This is a genomic window from Oscillatoria sp. CS-180, assembly GCF_028330965.1.
GTDB lineage: Bacteria > Cyanobacteriota > Cyanobacteriia > Phormidesmidales > Phormidesmidaceae > Halomicronema.
In genome coordinates this window covers 24,205-39,690 of sequence record NZ_JAQMUB010000063.1, presented here as the reverse complement: position 1 = coordinate 39,690, position 15,486 = coordinate 24,205, and the positions used below count along the sequence as shown (strand labels likewise).

At 48.2% G+C, this 15,486-nt stretch carries 15 protein-coding genes; 9 read left to right on the top strand and 6 right to left on the bottom strand.

The genetic code is table 11. The annotated features are described in order from the left end of the window. Window positions 1-10: 10 nt before the first annotated feature. The 3 genes from PN498_RS14925 to cobU all read right to left on the bottom strand — a co-directional run bounded on the left by PN498_RS14925 (window position 11) and on the right by cobU (window position 2,887). Window positions 11-1,303: a PQQ-dependent sugar dehydrogenase gene (locus PN498_RS14925; RefSeq protein WP_272063611.1), complete on the bottom strand. Its 1,293-nt coding sequence runs from the start codon at window positions 1,301-1,303 to the stop codon at window positions 11-13. Between the two features lie 481 nt (window positions 1,304-1,784). Beyond that, the gene (locus tag PN498_RS14920) at window positions 1,785-2,198 is read right to left on the bottom strand and encodes a hypothetical protein (RefSeq protein WP_272063610.1); all 414 of its coding nucleotides are present in this window, start codon (window positions 2,196-2,198) and stop codon (window positions 1,785-1,787) included. Window positions 2,199-2,326: 128 nt separating this feature from the next. Continuing rightward, entirely contained in the window at window positions 2,327-2,887 is a 561-nt protein-coding gene (gene cobU / locus PN498_RS14915; protein ID WP_272063609.1) for a bifunctional adenosylcobinamide kinase/adenosylcobinamide-phosphate guanylyltransferase, read from the bottom strand. A gap of 385 nt (window positions 2,888-3,272) precedes the next feature. On the opposite strand from cobU, the gene PN498_RS14910 reads away from it, so the two are divergent. From PN498_RS14910 to htpG, 3 genes are all read left to right on the top strand, one after another. After that, entirely contained in the window at window positions 3,273-4,628 is a 1,356-nt protein-coding gene (locus PN498_RS14910; RefSeq protein ID WP_272063608.1) for a hypothetical protein, read from the top strand. 550 nt (window positions 4,629-5,178) lie between these two features. Next, window positions 5,179-5,805, top strand: coding sequence for a response regulator (locus PN498_RS14905; RefSeq protein ID WP_272063659.1), 627 nt, complete (start codon window positions 5,179-5,181; stop codon window positions 5,803-5,805). 115 nt (window positions 5,806-5,920) lie between these two features. Beyond that, window positions 5,921-7,903, top strand: coding sequence for a molecular chaperone HtpG (gene htpG / locus PN498_RS14900; protein WP_272063607.1), 1,983 nt, complete (start codon window positions 5,921-5,923; stop codon window positions 7,901-7,903). A 596-nt stretch (window positions 7,904-8,499) separates the two neighbouring features. On the opposite strand, the gene PN498_RS14895 is transcribed toward htpG, so the two are convergent. The 3 genes from PN498_RS14895 to dxr all read right to left on the bottom strand — a co-directional run bounded on the left by PN498_RS14895 (window position 8,500) and on the right by dxr (window position 10,676). Continuing rightward, window positions 8,500-8,853 (bottom strand): hypothetical protein, encoded by a 354-nt coding sequence (locus tag PN498_RS14895; RefSeq protein ID WP_272063606.1) that lies wholly within the window; start codon window positions 8,851-8,853, stop codon window positions 8,500-8,502. A 415-nt stretch (window positions 8,854-9,268) separates the two neighbouring features. Next, entirely contained in the window at window positions 9,269-9,478 is a 210-nt protein-coding gene (locus PN498_RS14890) for a hypothetical protein (RefSeq protein ID WP_272063605.1), read from the bottom strand. 4 nt (window positions 9,479-9,482) lie between these two features. Then, complete coding sequence (gene dxr, locus PN498_RS14885; protein WP_272063604.1) at window positions 9,483-10,676, bottom strand: 1-deoxy-D-xylulose-5-phosphate reductoisomerase; 1,194 nt, start codon at window positions 10,674-10,676, stop codon at window positions 9,483-9,485. 390 nt (window positions 10,677-11,066) lie between these two features. Here dxr and PN498_RS14880 point away from each other — a divergent pair, with 390 nt between their 5' ends. The 6 genes from PN498_RS14880 (at window position 11,067) to PN498_RS14855 (ending at window position 15,412) form a co-directional block, all read left to right on the top strand. After that, on the top strand, window positions 11,067-12,116 hold the full coding sequence (locus PN498_RS14880; RefSeq protein ID WP_272063603.1) for a fatty acid desaturase: 1,050 nt from the start codon (window positions 11,067-11,069) through the stop codon (window positions 12,114-12,116). Window positions 12,117-12,422: 306 nt separating this feature from the next. After that, entirely contained in the window at window positions 12,423-13,472 is a 1,050-nt protein-coding gene (locus PN498_RS14875; protein ID WP_272063602.1) for a fatty acid desaturase, read from the top strand. 437 nt (window positions 13,473-13,909) lie between these two features. Beyond that, window positions 13,910-14,338, top strand: coding sequence for a hypothetical protein (locus tag PN498_RS14870; protein WP_272063601.1), 429 nt, complete (start codon window positions 13,910-13,912; stop codon window positions 14,336-14,338). Between the two features lie 111 nt (window positions 14,339-14,449). Continuing rightward, on the top strand, window positions 14,450-14,689 hold the full coding sequence (locus PN498_RS14865; protein WP_272063600.1) for a transposase: 240 nt from the start codon (window positions 14,450-14,452) through the stop codon (window positions 14,687-14,689). Window positions 14,690-14,789: 100 nt separating this feature from the next. Beyond that, window positions 14,790-15,125, top strand: coding sequence for a hypothetical protein (locus PN498_RS14860; protein ID WP_272063599.1), 336 nt, complete (start codon window positions 14,790-14,792; stop codon window positions 15,123-15,125). A 59-nt stretch (window positions 15,126-15,184) separates the two neighbouring features. Further along, window positions 15,185-15,412 (top strand): hypothetical protein, encoded by a 228-nt coding sequence (locus tag PN498_RS14855; protein WP_272063598.1) that lies wholly within the window; start codon window positions 15,185-15,187, stop codon window positions 15,410-15,412. Window positions 15,413-15,486 lie beyond the last annotated feature (74 nt).

Here is a 15,486-nt window from a genome sequence, read left to right as displayed (position 1 = left end):
TTTGAGATGGCTATTCGGAGATGGGAGTGAGACGGATGAGTTGCCCATTGGGTTCATCCGTCAGCACGTAGAGTAATCCATCGGGGCCTTGCCGAACGTCTCGCACCCGCTGACCGATTGCAATCGACTCCTCGTTTACCACGTTGCCCGACTCATCAATTTCAATCCGACGAATATCTTGGGACACTAATCCACCAGCGAACAGATCACCCTGCCACTCGGGAAAGCGATCGCCCGTATAAATAGCTAGCCCTGAGGGAGCGATCGAAGGAGTCCAGATCACTTTGGGATCGATCATGCCTGGAAGTGATTGTTCTGGAGAAATGAGGCCACCGGAATATTCTCGACTATGGGTTGCTACTGGCCACCCGTAGTTTTCTCCTGCTGAAACCCGATTGACTTCGTCCCCGCCTCGGGAACCATGCTCGGTTGCCCAGACTTGGTTGGTTAGGGAATTGAAGGCGAGTCCTTGGATATTGCGGTGTCCATAGCTCCAGACTTCAGGTTCAGCGTTAGCATCGGCCACAAATGGGTTATCCGATGGGACAGAACCATCATCGTTGAGGCGCAGTACTTTACCGAAATGGCTGCCAATGTTCTGGGCCTGCTGGCGAATCAGTTCACCGTTGAGTTCAATCGGAGGATTTCCCCCGTCGCCAATGGACGCTAGCAGTGTTCCATCAGGCAGCCAAACGAGTCGTGATCCGAAGTGCTGTCCCCTAGGTTTGGGTTGGGATACTTCAAAGATGACGTTCCAATTGTTTAAGGTGCTGCCATCAAAGGTTGCCCGAGCGATGCGAGTACGGTTGGCGTCGTTGGTACCGTGGGAGTAGGTGAAGTAGACTAGGCGATTCTCTACAAAACGAGGGTGTAGAGCGATATCTAGTAAACCACCTTGGTTTTCTGCAAAAAGGTCAGGAACGCCTGCAATGGGCGTTGGATCTAATACGTCTTCACGGGCGATGCGAACTCGACCGGGTCGTTCTGTAATCAACATTGAGCCGTCTGGCAGCCAGACTATACCCCAGGGATGTTCTAGGTTATCCAGAACGGTGACGTTTTGGAAATCTGGATTGGTCCCATCGTTTGTGCTGTCCGCTTGGGCCGTTGTGGTTGGACTGGACGGAGTATCAGTTTCTTCTTCAGGTTGAGCCGCAGTGGTGGATTCGGACTGGGACGGAGTGGTGGATTCTGGCTGGGATTGAGCGGTACATCCGATGATGCTAAGAAGCGCGATCGCACTACCTGCTGTAATCAAACCACAGCGGAAGGACTTAGCTAATTTTCGATTGAGGTTGAACATGGGTCATTAATAGTTGTCATGGTCTTGCAACGGCCATCACTCGATGCTGTTGCAATAGCCCTCCTCTATTCTGAAGCAAACGAATCTGAAGCAAACAAAAGTCAACGCTTGAGTTTGCGGAGCGATCGCTAAACGAAAATCCCTAATAGCGACAATACCGAAACCCATCCTGCTAGCCGTGATGGGTTGTCTTGTAAGGGATATAGGATTGGAATGTGAGCTGGTTGTTCGAAAATTTGCAGCGCGCACCGCCGGGTTAACGTCGCGTTACCCGGTCGGGGTTGACTGTTGATAGTTTATGAAGGCTCCACAATGGGTGACTGGCGACACCACCCGTTTTGTGACTTGTTAGAAGATCTCTGAAAATGAAACCACCCAGCTAGGGTGCATTACGCTGCGCTAATGACACCCTACCAGTGGTCATTCTTTCTTGGAGATCTCCTTGGAAATGCTCGGCTCTCTTGCTTGACGACGGGGCGAACTATGAACGCCCTGACAAACGCTGACGAATTTCATCGAGATGCTGTGTGGTATCAACGCCAGCTCGCGGTTCTGGGATATCGGTGTTAGGCCAAGAGGGGAGATCGGCACAGGGGCATGGAGAATGTTTGATGCCTCTAACAATTTCTGGAAGGGGCATGGAGCAACGAGCACAGCTGTTGACATCCCATTCGTCGCTAAGCAAATCTGCAATGCTTTCGTCTGTTCCTTTCAGGTAGCAGGTGTCAGGTGTTTGCATAATGGCCTGCCAGCACTGTTCAAAACTGTTGCTGAAATCAGCTCCTCGAAAAACGGGGCTAGGCAAACGGGTAGCCTGCGTTTTTTCAAAAACGACGGGTTTTCCTAATTGAAACCAATAAGCCAGATAAGACTGAACTTTTTGAACGGATGCCATAAATTTCTTCCAGGACCTGCAACTATAAGCTGATGAACTGCTTTACTTCAATTAGATCCTATTCGGTTCGCTCAAAAGCTGCTGCTTTTGTAATCCTTTCCTTGGGCCTCCGCAAACTGTTGTAATAATTAGTCTGGCTGGGAATCCGCTTTAGAGAGTGTGGGAATCCCCATTGTGTTTAGGGCGATCGCGAATCCGGCGACCACCAAATAGGTAACATCCGCGATCGCACCGACCTGCCGAGTCAAGACTCCCAAGCGATCGCGAAAGGTGCGCCCCAATGGGTAGGCGGGAACCACACCCCATCCGGTTTCCTCTGCCACCAGAATAAGCGTCCCTGGAAAGCGTGCGATCGCATCGAGTAGGCCATCCGTTGTCTCCTGCCAATCGGTTGCAGATAGCTCAAGACAGTTGGCTAACCAAGTGCCTAGGGAATCAACCAGCCAGCATTCATCAGGTCGGGCTTGCTGAAGAGCTTGAGCTAGCGCAATGGGCTCCTCCAAGGTGCGCCAAGCGTCAGGACGTCGCTGTCGATGCATCTCAATGCGTGCCTGCCAATCAGCGTCTTCCCCATTGACGGATGACGTGGCGACGTAAACGACAGTCTGAGTGGACTGAAGGGCTAATTGTTCTGCCCATTCACTCTTACCTGACTTGGTGGGGCCCGTAATGAGGATGCGCTCGGTCATGTGTCCTTCGAGTGTTTGGGATGTGGCATGGGAGACGTGGTGCTAGGTGTGTCTAGAAACAGCGCAAACGAAACGCGGCTTTTGAACGACTCTACTGATTTTTTTGACGTTATATAAGTTACTTGATAAGTGCGATCGTTTTTTGTAATCAAGAAAAGTAATTTCATGAAGTGCAATGAAATTGCTCGAACTGCAAAGAATATGAAGCTTTTGAATGAGTTGTCGATACAAGCTTCTTTCTTGTATTTGAAAAAATAGGTTTCTTGATTAAATTTTGTATTGAAAAATTTAGGATTCTCTTTCGATCTACCAGTTTCTCCGTATGTTTACGAGGGGAAAGCTTGAGTGTCAGTCAAGTAATCGTTTCATATGGAGACTTGAATCGGTGCATAACCCCTATGTTCCTAGCGATATCGAAACGTCCCCTATTATGGGTAGCCCAGCTAATATTGACCGGATTGCCTATCAGCTCAAAGAACAGGTCCGAAATAACATTGTGACCTTCTTGAGAAAAGAGTTTTCTATCTCAGCGCTTGATCTATTCAGTTTCGGGCCTAAGGGATTGCAAGCTCGCCCTAATCTCTCCCAAGAAACGGCAGAAGCACTGCTCAAGATAGCAGCCTCTTTGACAGACTTCAATGGTCGGCGTTTGTGCTCAAAAGCAGATGCCCAGAGGTTTGCTCCCCTAGCAAGTGCCTATCCCAAAGAACTTCAGTTTCTTTGGTCTCTGTTACAACACAATTGTCTGGGGATTGCTTTGCTAAATGTTGGAACCGTCATGTTTATTCGGTCTTGTCCCTTGGATATTTTGCCGAAAGAGCGGGTTCCTCGTCATGCTGTGGTGACGCAGCCCGGCGGAAGAAAAGCTGTTCGAGAGGGAGATTATGATCGGCCCCTCATAGATTACTTTGTGCCTTACTCGATTCCTGAATGGCATGATTTTGATCACATTGTGGCGACAGCGATTGACGATCGCTTTGGGAATGATCTCGCTACGGTTCAAAAAATACCTAATCAGTACACTCAGCTCAATTCTGCTGATCCCAACTATCTGGTTTATCTGGCACCAGATGATATGACGAAGTTTCCCATTGATTCGGACTATGGCCTTTTTCAACGAATCGCGCCTTGGTTTTATCGACGAGCATTGTTACAGGGAATGGCTGTTGAAGAAACCATTCACTATGTCACAGAAGGTCTGGTTGGTTTTCTCTGTCGCCAGGAGCCTGCCGGAGACTTTCGCACGAGTCGCAAGCTGTTTCTCCCTTCCTTTAGCCATGAATACAATGCTCAAAAAAGAGCTGCTTTGGTCTGGGGATCTTGGGGAGAGGTGCCGTCTAAAGAGGTGTCGCCGTACATCACTTTTCTCGACAAGGAAGAGCCAGGGCTGACGGCTGGGCTGATCAATTCAGATCCGAGGGTTGCTAACAGTGCCATCCGGATTCTCTTTACAATTGCTGAGCATGAGCAGTCTCCGCCTACTGCCAGACGATTGATCACAGAAATGGCCTATGCCCGTGCCAGCATGACGGCTGCCCGGGTATCGCTTGACGCAGCTCAAGATCTTGATCCTCAGTTGAAGGCAATTTTGGTGGAATTTGTTGACGCCTACGACTTTGAAAACCCTAGTAATCGTAGGGAAAATCATCCTGTCGAACCCCTGCGGCGATGGGCGGATTGGTATCATCAAGAAGATGAACAGCCTCAGTTGTTCGACTCAAAAAAGGTGATTCTGCAATGAGCTATTAAGTTAGTTGCAGCCCTGCAAAACCCCTAGTAAGCCTCTTTTGATTGACTGGCAAAACTCTTGCAATGAGCAACTTTTGTCAGTCAATCATCTGTATTTGCTGAGGGCGATCGCTTGTTTGTCTGTAGAGCTAAACCTTTTTCTTTGATTAAGGACTGTTAATCAAGGGAACAAATAAGGGCATCTAGACATACAAAATAACTTGTTAAATAAACTGTTTGTATTAAAAATTCCAATCATTGTTTCCAGTTTTCTAGATAGAAATAGACTTTAGCTACTGATTTAATTTATTATTCAAATCGATTTCCAATCTCCTTGATCCGTTAGTTATTATTAGTTTCTTGGTTCAGTCAACGCATCTCGAAATTGTGTAGACCTTTCTGGCGTTAAGGGGGGGGGATGACGCTCCCCTAACATCATCGACAAGATTGAGCAGAGTAGCTGCATGGTTTTGCGTGCCTTGAGTCTTTCATCTGTGCTTGTAAGGAACCCCATGCTAAATGGATCAACACCGTCTGATTCTGAACCTCAATCTGATTCTCCTTTGCGAATTGTCATCGTAGAAGATGACCCGGTGATGCAGCTGGGATTGGAACAGTTTCTAGCTAACTATGACCATTTTCAGGTTGTTGGTCGGGCTGAAGATGGCTATTCGGGAATTGCTGCCACGCTTACCCTCAAACCTGATTTGGTGGTGATGGATATTGGTCTACCACAGCTCGATGGGATAGCGGCCACCCAACAGATCAAGCAGCAAAGTCCCAACACCCGAGTCGTTATGTTGACCTCTCATACGGCTGATGTTGAAATGATTGCTGCCCTTGCTAGCGGTGCAGATGCGTATTGCATCAAGGGTACTAGTTTGGAACAGCTGGAAATCGCGTTGAGTTGTGCTCAAAACGGAGCGGCCTATCTTGATCCACAGATCGCTCGCCAGGTCATCGGACATCTCCAGTATGCTCATCCACCTTGTCCTGAAATTGATTTGTCTAAGCGAGAACTAGATGTCCTCAGGCTAATTGTTGAAGGGAAAAGTAATCCCGAAATTGCGTCTGAACTGTTTCTCAGTATTAGTACAGTCAAAACGCATTTACGGAGCATTATGAATAAACTGTCAGTGGACGATCGCGTTCAAGCAGCAGTGGCTGCTTTGCGGGGTGGGCTAGTTTGATTTCGCTGTAGGGTAAACCGTACTCGCCTAGGGAAATATTGCCCTTGATGAAAAAGGCGATCGCCGATGATGATAAAGCCGTTTATGCTGACTTGAAAACGTAGATCGCAGGACTATGGCAACAATCCTTGAGAAAGGCAACATCAGTATCCATACTGAGAATATTTTCCCCATTATCAAGAAATGGCTTTATTCTGACCACGAAATTTTTCTGCGAGAGCTGGTTTCCAACGGAGTAGACGCGATTCAAAAGCTCTCCCTTCTGGCTCGCTCAGGGCAGTATTCGGGTGACGTGAGCAGTCCTGAGATTCGAATTACGATTGACAAAGACGCGAAAACCCTCAGCATTTCGGATACGGGCTTGGGAATGACTGCCGAGGAGGTCAAGAAGTACATCAACCAGGTGGCTTTCTCCAGTGCAGAAGAGTTCATTTCTAAGTACAAAGAGAGTGGTGACGCCAGCATTATTGGACACTTTGGTCTTGGCTTCTATTCCTCTTTTATGGTGTCTAGCCAAGTTGAGATTGATACCCTCTCTTATCAAGAAGGGGCTGAGGCGGTTCACTGGAGCTGTGACGGTACGACTGAGTTTGAGCTGTCTCCTTCAGAGCGAGTCAGTGTGGGCACCACGGTGACGCTGCATTTGTTGGAAGACGAGCAGGAGTATCTAGAAGATGCTCGTGTTAAGCAGCTCATCAAAACCTATTGCGACTTCTTGCCCGTTCCCATCAAGATGGAGGACGAGGTTGTTAATAAGCATGAAGCGCCTTGGAAAAAGTCTCTGAATGCGATGAGCGATGAGGAGTATTTAGAGTTCTATCGCTATCTCTATCCTTTTCAAGAGGATCCACTGCTGTGGGTGCATCTTAATACGGACTATCCCTTTGCTGTGAATGGGATTCTTTACTTTCCTAAGCTCAAGCCTGATATTGATGTCACTAAGAGCAGCATCAAACTTTTCTGCAGCCAGGTCTTCGTCAGCGACAATTGTGAAGAGATTATTCCTCGCTTCTTGATGCCTTTGCGGGGTGTGATTGATAGCCCTGACATTCCGTTGAATGTTTCTCGAAGCTTTTTGCAGAACGATCGCACCGTCCGCAAAATTTCTGACTATATTGCTCGTAAGGTGGGTGACAGTCTGAAGGGCCTCTATCGAAGCGATCTTGCTAAGTACATTATGTCGTGGCAAGACTTGGGCACTTTCGTCAAGTTCGGCTCCATGAACGACGATAAGTTTAAGCAGCAGGTAGAAGACTTCATTATCTTCCGTACGACGGCAAAACTGGGCGCAACTAGCGATGAGTCGGCTAAGGTTGAAGTCCAATCTGATGAAGGGGATGCTTGGGCAGAGGTGAATTCTGAGTCCGATGTGCCGACAGATGCAAACGGGTATTACTACACCAATCTGAAGGACTATCTGGAGCGCAACAAAGAGCGCCATGAGAATCGCGTCTTTTATGCGACGGATGAGGCCTCACAGGCGACTTACATTGCGCTGCATCAATCTCAGGGATTGGAAGTGCTGTTTCTGGACACGTTTATCGACAGCCATTTCGTCACTTTCCTGGAGCAGCAGTACTCGGATGTTAAGTTCTCGCGGGTGGATGCTGATCTGGATGATGCGCTGCTCGATAAGGATAAGGACAGCGAAATTGTTGATCCTAATACCAACAAAACTCGCGATGAAGAGATCAAAGGACTGTTTGAAGCGGCCCTTGGCAGACCTCAGGTCACCGTAAGAACCGAGGCGCTGAAAACAGACAATCCCGATACGCCGCCTGCCATGGTGCTGCTGCCGGAGGCTACTCGTCGAATGCAGGAAATGATGGCGATGATGCAGCAAACCAATGCTGAGTTTCCTGAAGATCACGTTTTGCTAGTTAACACGGCTCATCCGCTCATCCAGAATCTGTCTACGATGGGCAAGAGTGCGATCGTGCAGCCTGATGGATCTAGCTCTCCGGCAGGCGAGATGGCAAATCTTATTTGTCAGCATGTGTATGATCTTGCGCTGATGGCTCAGAAAGGGTTTGATGCTAACGGCATGAAGTCGTTTGTGGAACGGTCTAGCAAACTGCTGACTCAACTGACGAAATAGTACTGCTGGGTTGAGTTAGACAAGGACACGTTTGAAACAAAAGGCAGGAAGCACGATGCTTCCTGCCTTTTGTTATAAATGGAGTTTTGCTGAAGGGTAGCACCGCCGCGCTGATCGGGGCATTTTGTGCTGGATGACGCGATCCTAATAGTTCAAAACTGACGTGAGCTTTACGTCAATGCCGAATTGTCTCTTATTTCGATCCATTGGGCTCAAGCACTTGTCTCTGAGTTTTTGCGTAGGCCGTTATAAGACTGTAACTGTGCTCAAGCACGATTCGATGTCTCAGGATCCTTTGCAGCAACAGCTCTCGGGACATAAAGTTCCGAGAGCTAGTCATCTTACTGACGCCGGTAGCGTTTTCTCGGTAGGCTTATGTAGGCATACGGAGCTTAGAAAACACCTGAATTTAACTGAACTTTTCCCTATGGTGACTGAAGAATAAGTGGGCCATGATCAAAACATCCTGTAGACTCGCGTGTGCTCCTTGAGCACGGCTCGGGTTGGAGCTTCTTTAGAGATGTCTTCAACCCGACTTTTTCTTTTTAAAGCAGTTGTGTTCTGTAAAGTCTATGCAGGCAAGCTTACGGCTTGGATTACCGTAACAGCGTGGTGGCACTGCTAATTTCCCCATAATCGGTACTTTGATCTAAAAAGAAGGTCCCTCGCACCGCAATCCCTTCCTCTCGCTTTTGAAACCATAAAGTATCAATACCCGTGTGGCCAGCGAGGGGACCGTGGCTTTCTTGCCAATGAATGAGAAAAACTTCGCCGCCATGAGGATGTTGCCCGTGGGCGATGTAATGAAGAATTCCCTTCTCACTATCATCTGGAGCCGCGTACTGTCCCTGGTCATCCTCTAGCGTAATGTTGATGAGCTGCCATTCTTCTTCACCAACTCGAAACTGGGCTTCAACCTTTTGTGATTTCAACCAATCTGGAATAGGCACCTTCAATACTCCTTTAATGTGTAGACTAATGTGTAGACGCCTTTAAAGAATTCAGACGAACATTCAAGCACTTCTGGTCTTCCACCTCGTTCTGATTCACCGCATTATCGATTCATCCCATTGAGTTTAACAACAGTACGTTAGTGCTTTAAAGAGACCGCTCAAATAGGCAAGGATGGGTTAAACGAGTTCGCTTTAAGCTGAAGCCTAAAGATTTCGTGAAAATGCCTAATTCTTGACTGTCTCTTAGGAATGAATGAATTTTAAGTTCTCACTTTTGAGTTTTGAATGATTGAGTCATCGGCAAATCCAAAGCTCAAAGTTGATACTTAAACACGTTCCCGTTCGTTAGGACGAGAAATGGCTTTTTCCTGAAAAGCTTCTCTTTCACGCTAACGTAGGTTTTCTGGTCTCTTCACTGAAAATTAACAGGTTCAAATCCAGGTAGCGAATCTCGAACCTGTTCCCATAGGGTTTGGGGTCCGATGCCGAAAATGATTTGCAAAATCAGCAGCGTTACCGCAACTAGAATCGCTGTTTTGAAGGTTGCTCGAACGATTCTGAGCAGCCAAGTGAAGACCAAAAAGGAAATGACGATCGCGCCAATGACGATAACGAGTTCCACGACGCTAACCCATGGAGACGGCAACAGGTCGTGTGAGAGTTTCGCTGACCGCTAGGGTTTGCAAGCGGGCCCAGTCGTCTACTGCCAAGATGTCTTCCAAAGAGGGCTGAGCATTGAGGTCGATGCGGTGGCGATCGCATACTTGCTCGATCACTTTGGGAATGTCTAGATAGCTGATTTTCTTATCTAGAAACAGCGCTACGGCTTGCTCATTAGCAGCATTTAATACAGCCGTCATGGTGCCTCCGGCCCGACCTGCGGCATAGGCAATATCCATGCAGGGATACTTAGCGTGGTCGGGTTCGCGGAAGGTCAGGTCGCCAGCTTTGACCAAGTCTAGCGGTTCCCAGTCGGTGTAAATGCGATCGGGCCAGGAGATGGCATACAGGAGGGGCAATCGCATATCGGGCCAGCCTAATTGTGCTAGCACTGAGGTATCTTGCAGCTCAATGAGCGAATGAATAATGCTTTGAGGGTGAATCACAATATCAATATCGTCGTAATCCATCCCAAATAGATAGTGCGCCTCGATCACCTCAAGGCCCTTGTTCATGAGGGTGGCAGAGTCCACCGTAATTTTGCGGCCCATGCTCCAGTTAGGATGTTTGAGGGCATCAGCGACTGTTACCTGAGGTAATTTCTCAGTGGGCCAATCTCGGAAGGCACCCCCAGAGGCAGTGAGGATAATCCGTCGCAGACCGCGATCAGGAACCCCTTGCAAGCACTGGAAGATGGCGGAGTGTTCGGAGTCGGCAGGTAACAGCTTGACACCATGCTTCTCAACCAGAGGCAATACGGCTGGACCGCCGGCAATAAGCGTTTCTTTGTTGGCGAGGGCAATGTCTTTGCCTGCTGCGATCGCCGCTAGTGTTGGTAAAAGCCCAGCACACCCTACTATGCCTGTGACGACGGCTTCGGCGTCCCCATAGCGGGCGACCTCTACAACGCCCTCATCTCCGGCTAATATCTGCGGTTGGGGATCAAGGTCGGCAAGTGCTTCTCTCAGGCTTTCCAACTTGCTCTCATTGCAAATGGCTACAATCTCTGGTCTGAACTGACGCACTTGCTGAGCGAGTAATTCTACGTTGTTCCCTGCTGCGATCCCCACTAGCCGGAAGTCCTCAGGATGGGACTCTAAGATGTCTAACGTTTGGGTCCCAATTGAACCAGTGGAGCCGAGCAAAGTGATCGCTTTCACGGTATTACCAGAGTGCAGGTCATCTCTAATTTACAATTTTCGGGTACTTGTCCCAAATGTTTAGTACCCAGGGTTCTCCAAAATCTCAAGTGCTGAACTAGCGATGTAATTTTGCCAGTGATTAGATTTTCTAGAGGTATTCTCACACGATGACTCAAGTCTTTTAATTTGACCTATGCGCGTGATAGTGCTGGCATCCGCTGTGCGGTAGACTACTTAGGTTTGCTTATCAGACTTTTTGGGTGTTTTTGGCTGTTTGTTATTTTTCCTTGATGAAAATTATCAAAATGACACCTTCATGGTGTTAGTCCTGTGATTGAAATTGGAACGGGGAAGCTTCTTCTCTAACAGCATGCTGACGAAAAGTCTGGTTTTTATTCGAGGCTCTGAATGACTGCTACACTTCCCCCCACTGCTCAGGTGTCTACCCTAGCAGATCCTTCCTTAGCGTTGAGTGACTTAAAGCTGAGTGACGTGATTCGAACTATTCCTAAATCCTGTTTTGAGAAAGATTGGCGAAAAGCTTGGCTGTCAGTCTTAGTTACGGTGATAGGTGTTGTCATCGGATACTGCGCGATCGCTTTCTCTCCCTGGTATTTACTTCCGGTTGCTTGGTTTTTTACAGGTACTGCTGCAACAGGTCTCTTCGTCGTTGGGCATGATTGCGGACATCGTTCCTTTGCTAAAAAGCGCTGGGTCAACGATTGGGTTGGGCATATCACGATGATGCCGCTGGTTTATCCGTTTCACTGCTGGCGGATTCTGCATGACCATCATCATGTCCATACCAACAAGCTGCATGTTGACAATGCTTGGGAGCCATGGACAGTAGAAGCATTTCAAGCCGCTCCGAGCTGGTTGCAAATGGGCTATCGAGCACTCCGCGGAGTCTTTTGGTGGACAGGGTCGATCGCACACTGGGCCGTATTGCACTTTAAGCCAGAGAACTTTTCTAAGCGCGATCGTCCTGCTGTCAAAGTTTCCATCGCAGTCGTTGCTATTTTCGCTGCTATTTTCTTCCCCACGATGTACTTCACTCTGGGCCTCTGGGGCATTGTGAAATTTTGGCTCATGCCTTGGTTGGGGTATCACTTCTGGATGAGCACGTTCACTATCGTGCATCACACCATTCCTGAGATTCAGTTTCATCCGAAAGAGCAGTGGTCTGCTGTGCCGGCCCAGTTGAGTGGGACTGTTCACTGCACCTATCCTAAGTGGGTCGAAGTTCTTTGCCACGACATCAATGTGCATGTCCCACACCATATTTCGGTCGGTATCCCTTCTTACAACTTACGAGCGGCCCACAGAAGCCTGGTACAAAACTGGGGTGAATATATTCATACTCGCCGGTTTTCCTGGCAGCTCATGACTCAAATCACCCAAAAATGTCACCTTTATGACGCGGATAGAGCCTATCGACCGTTTGATAGTCTTCGCTAGCCCATGCTTAAGGTGCTTTAGAGACTGTTGCAGAAGGCTTTCCGGTATTCATCGTCTCAGAGAAACTGAGGCAGCTCTCTAGTACACGACGGCAGCAGTAGGCTCACCTTGTAAAACGTTTGGAAAGCTTATCTGCCTTAGTTTTGAATTCTGAATTCCGCATAGCGGTACTAGTGTGCTGAGACCTAGTTTGCTGATAACGATGAGTCCTTTTAAGCTGCCTTTCTGATCAACAGAATTGACCGACATTTGAATCGATTCTGACTGTCTGTCAGAGCACACCTCTATTGGAATTTGAAAGACGCAGTGCAATTACAATCTAGTCCACATCCAAACCGCTCATCTAGAGATTTACCGTTCACCTTGAAGGAGATTCGAGCCGCAATTCCTGCTTATTGTTTCAAGCCGTCTGCTTTACGATCGCTCGCCTATTTTTTCTTGGATATCGGCATCATCGCAGGGCTATATGCTCTGGCCGCCGCTATCGATTCGTGGTGGTTTCTGCCCGTCTTTTGGTTTGCTCAAGGCACGATGTTCTGGGCCTTATTTGTCGTTGGGCATGATTGCGGTCACGGATCGTTCTCTAGACAAAGATGGCTTAACAATCTCATTGGACATCTAAGTCACACTCCGATTTTGGTGCCTTTCCACGGCTGGCGCATTAGCCACCGTACCCATCATGCTAATACGGGTAATATCGACACTGATGAGAGCTGGTATCCCATCACCGAGTCGAAGTACAACGCGATGTCTTGGCCTGAGAAACTGGTGCGGTTCTATCTGCCTCTGCTGGCCTACCCAATCTACCTATTCAAGCGATCGCCCAATCGTAAAGGCTCCCACTTCTCACCTAATAGCCCTCTTTTCCAGCCTTCTGAAAGGCGATGTGTACTCACGAGTACCTGCTGGATCATCGGTATGGTGTGCTTTCTGGGATGGCTGGGATACCAATATGGGTTGGGTTTCTTGACGACGTACTACCTCATTCCTTACGTCATCTTTGTTATCTGGCTAGACTTGGTAACGTGGCTTCACCATACAGAAGCCGATATTCCTTGGTATACCAACGATGATTGGCATTTTCTAAAAGGCGCCTTGTCTACCATTGACCGCGATTATGGTATCTTCAACGGAATTCACCACAATATTGGAACCCACGTTGCCCACCATATTTTCCTGAGCATTCCCCACTATCACCTGAAGGCAGCGACCAAAGCCATCAAGCCTGTTTTGGGAGACTACTATCGCAAATCGGATGACTCTATTTGGCAAAGTTTCGTTCGTTCTTACAAAGATTGCCACTTCGTTGCAGATCAGGGATCGCCGGTGTACTACCAGCCTCGTCCTAAACGCTAGAGCAGAATTAACGGACATCTTGCAGTCAGCATTAACGGCAAGATCTGAGATCAGTCCATTCGGGGGGAGTATGTCAGCTCTTAACCGCTGACATACCTCAGAATGACGACCAGGAGCGTGCCCAAGGTACGCTCTTTTTTTTGTCCCGGATTGGATACAAAAGCTTTGAAAAGTTGATAGAGTCCCCAAAACTACTCTGTTTGAAAAAGCTTGCGATGATACGTCACTGATGCAGTTTTTGCGGATTGCCGAAGTCTGATTCCTGTTTAGCCAGAAACACTACGTTCGCTGGCAGAGGTCACTCGTTTTGCTAAAGGGATCCTTCAAGCTTTCGGAGAGCTTCTTCGATGAATCCGGCGTTGTTGAAAGGTCACTGAAAAATTTTGCAATGCTTTGGCAGAGGTTCCCTGTTTGTTATCGGTTTTTGCAAATCAATTATGAAATTGGAAGAGTCTGAGATTACTGCTCTAGGAGCCTCCCTGCGACCAATTAACCCCGGAATGATGAAGCCGACCGAGGGCGATACTGCAAAGAAGCGGATTTGGTATCAGGGCAATGAGTCTTATTTTGATGTCACTGCTGAGGCAATCGCGGATCAGATCACTTGGTTTCAAATCACCCTCAGAGGAAAAGTGGTGTCGTGGCGATCGCCTGACTATCTGCAAACGGGCGAAACGGATGAAATGGACGTGCCGCCAGATGTGGCTTACTATGCGGCCAGTAAAACAATTCGAGATGGTGCTGCTATCAACTGGCCTTTGGTTGAAACGGTACAAGCGATTTTGGCACACCGTCCGGAAGAAACACCTCTGACTCAACTCAACCACATCCTTAAATCACATCTTGAGAAATGTTCAGGGAGTTGAACTGGGGTCTGTTGTGGGCAGATAGACATTAGAGCGGGTCAATCCGCCAGCACATCACGGCAGAAATGGGCTCAGCATTCAGAATGCTAGGAAAGCCCATCTGCCTTAGTTTTGAGTTTTGAATTCCGCTACTTTAGGGCTTTTGAGGTCAAGAGCGGCAGTGATGCTTTGGTTGACCTCCTGGATTGGATGGTGACGGCGCAAAGCCTCTACCCAAACTCGGTGGCGACGATGAGGCAATGGTTTGGTGAGATTCTGCAATACTTTGAACATAGAACCACCAGTGGTGTCGTTGAGGTCTTGCAGGCCCTCGGCCACACGACTTGGCAAACTCTGGCGACAGAAAAATAAGCTGAGAGGGTTGAATAACTTTAAGCGGGCATCATCACCTCCAAGACCTCCTCAAGCGATCGCCCACATTTATCTAGAATTCAGTTAAGGAGAAATCGCTATGGATGAATTTGTTGGCAAAGCCGCTGGAATTGGACTCCCTATCGTCGTTTTGCTCATCACTATGTCTACGACTGGACTAGCCGGAGCAGCAGCCATCACAGCATCTCTAGCATTCTTAGGTCCTGGCGGCATGATTGGCGGTATCATTCTGCTCAGCATTGTTGGACTAGCCGCTGATATGCTCACCCGCTTTGGCTTAGACGTGCTGCTCGTTGCCATCTACAAGGAACGTTGCGCCAAGGGCGAAACCACTGAAACGCTAATGGGCGAGATTGATTGGTTGCCTCTTTCCAATGATTTGAAGCTGAAGCTGAGAGAAGCGATCACTTACTGATTGCTAGCTTGTTCTTACTTATCATTTCATTCAGATTAGCTTTAAAGGAAAAAAGGCTTATGCGTACCCTTAAGATTCGCTCCCACGTCGATCAAAACGGCATTCTACAGATTCAGCTCCCAGATTATCGCGACGAAGATTTGGAAATCCTGGTGGTCTATCAACCCGCTGAACCCCAAAAACGTCAATGGTCAGAAGGGGTACTCAACGCTTTCGGTGCTTGGCAGGGGGAACCGCTCGTTCGTGCTCCCCAGGGTGATCAAGCTGAGCGGGATGCCTTTCTATGATCTACCTGCTGGATACCAACACCTGCATTTGAAGAGTCAATGAATGAGCTTGGTGAAGAAGGGTGGGAACTTGT

Coding starts and splice junctions, on each gene's coding strand:
- PN498_RS14880 (WP_272063603.1), top strand. CDS start 11,067: ATGACTGCTACACTTCCCCCCACTGCTCAGGTGTCTACCCTAGCAGAT.
- PN498_RS14870 (WP_272063601.1), top strand. CDS start 13,910: ATGAAATTGGAAGAGTCTGAGATTACTGCTCTAGGAGCCTCCCTGCGA.
- PN498_RS14920 (WP_272063610.1), bottom strand. CDS start 2,198: ATGGCATCCGTTCAAAAAGTTCAGTCTTATCTGGCTTATTGGTTTCAA.
- htpG (WP_272063607.1), top strand. CDS start 5,921: ATGGCAACAATCCTTGAGAAAGGCAACATCAGTATCCATACTGAGAAT.
- PN498_RS14860 (WP_272063599.1), top strand. CDS start 14,790: ATGGATGAATTTGTTGGCAAAGCCGCTGGAATTGGACTCCCTATCGTC.
- PN498_RS14855 (WP_272063598.1), top strand. CDS start 15,185: ATGCGTACCCTTAAGATTCGCTCCCACGTCGATCAAAACGGCATTCTA.
- cobU (WP_272063609.1), bottom strand. CDS start 2,887: ATGACCGAGCGCATCCTCATTACGGGCCCCACCAAGTCAGGTAAGAGT.
- PN498_RS14925 (WP_272063611.1), bottom strand. CDS start 1,303: ATGTTCAACCTCAATCGAAAATTAGCTAAGTCCTTCCGCTGTGGTTTG.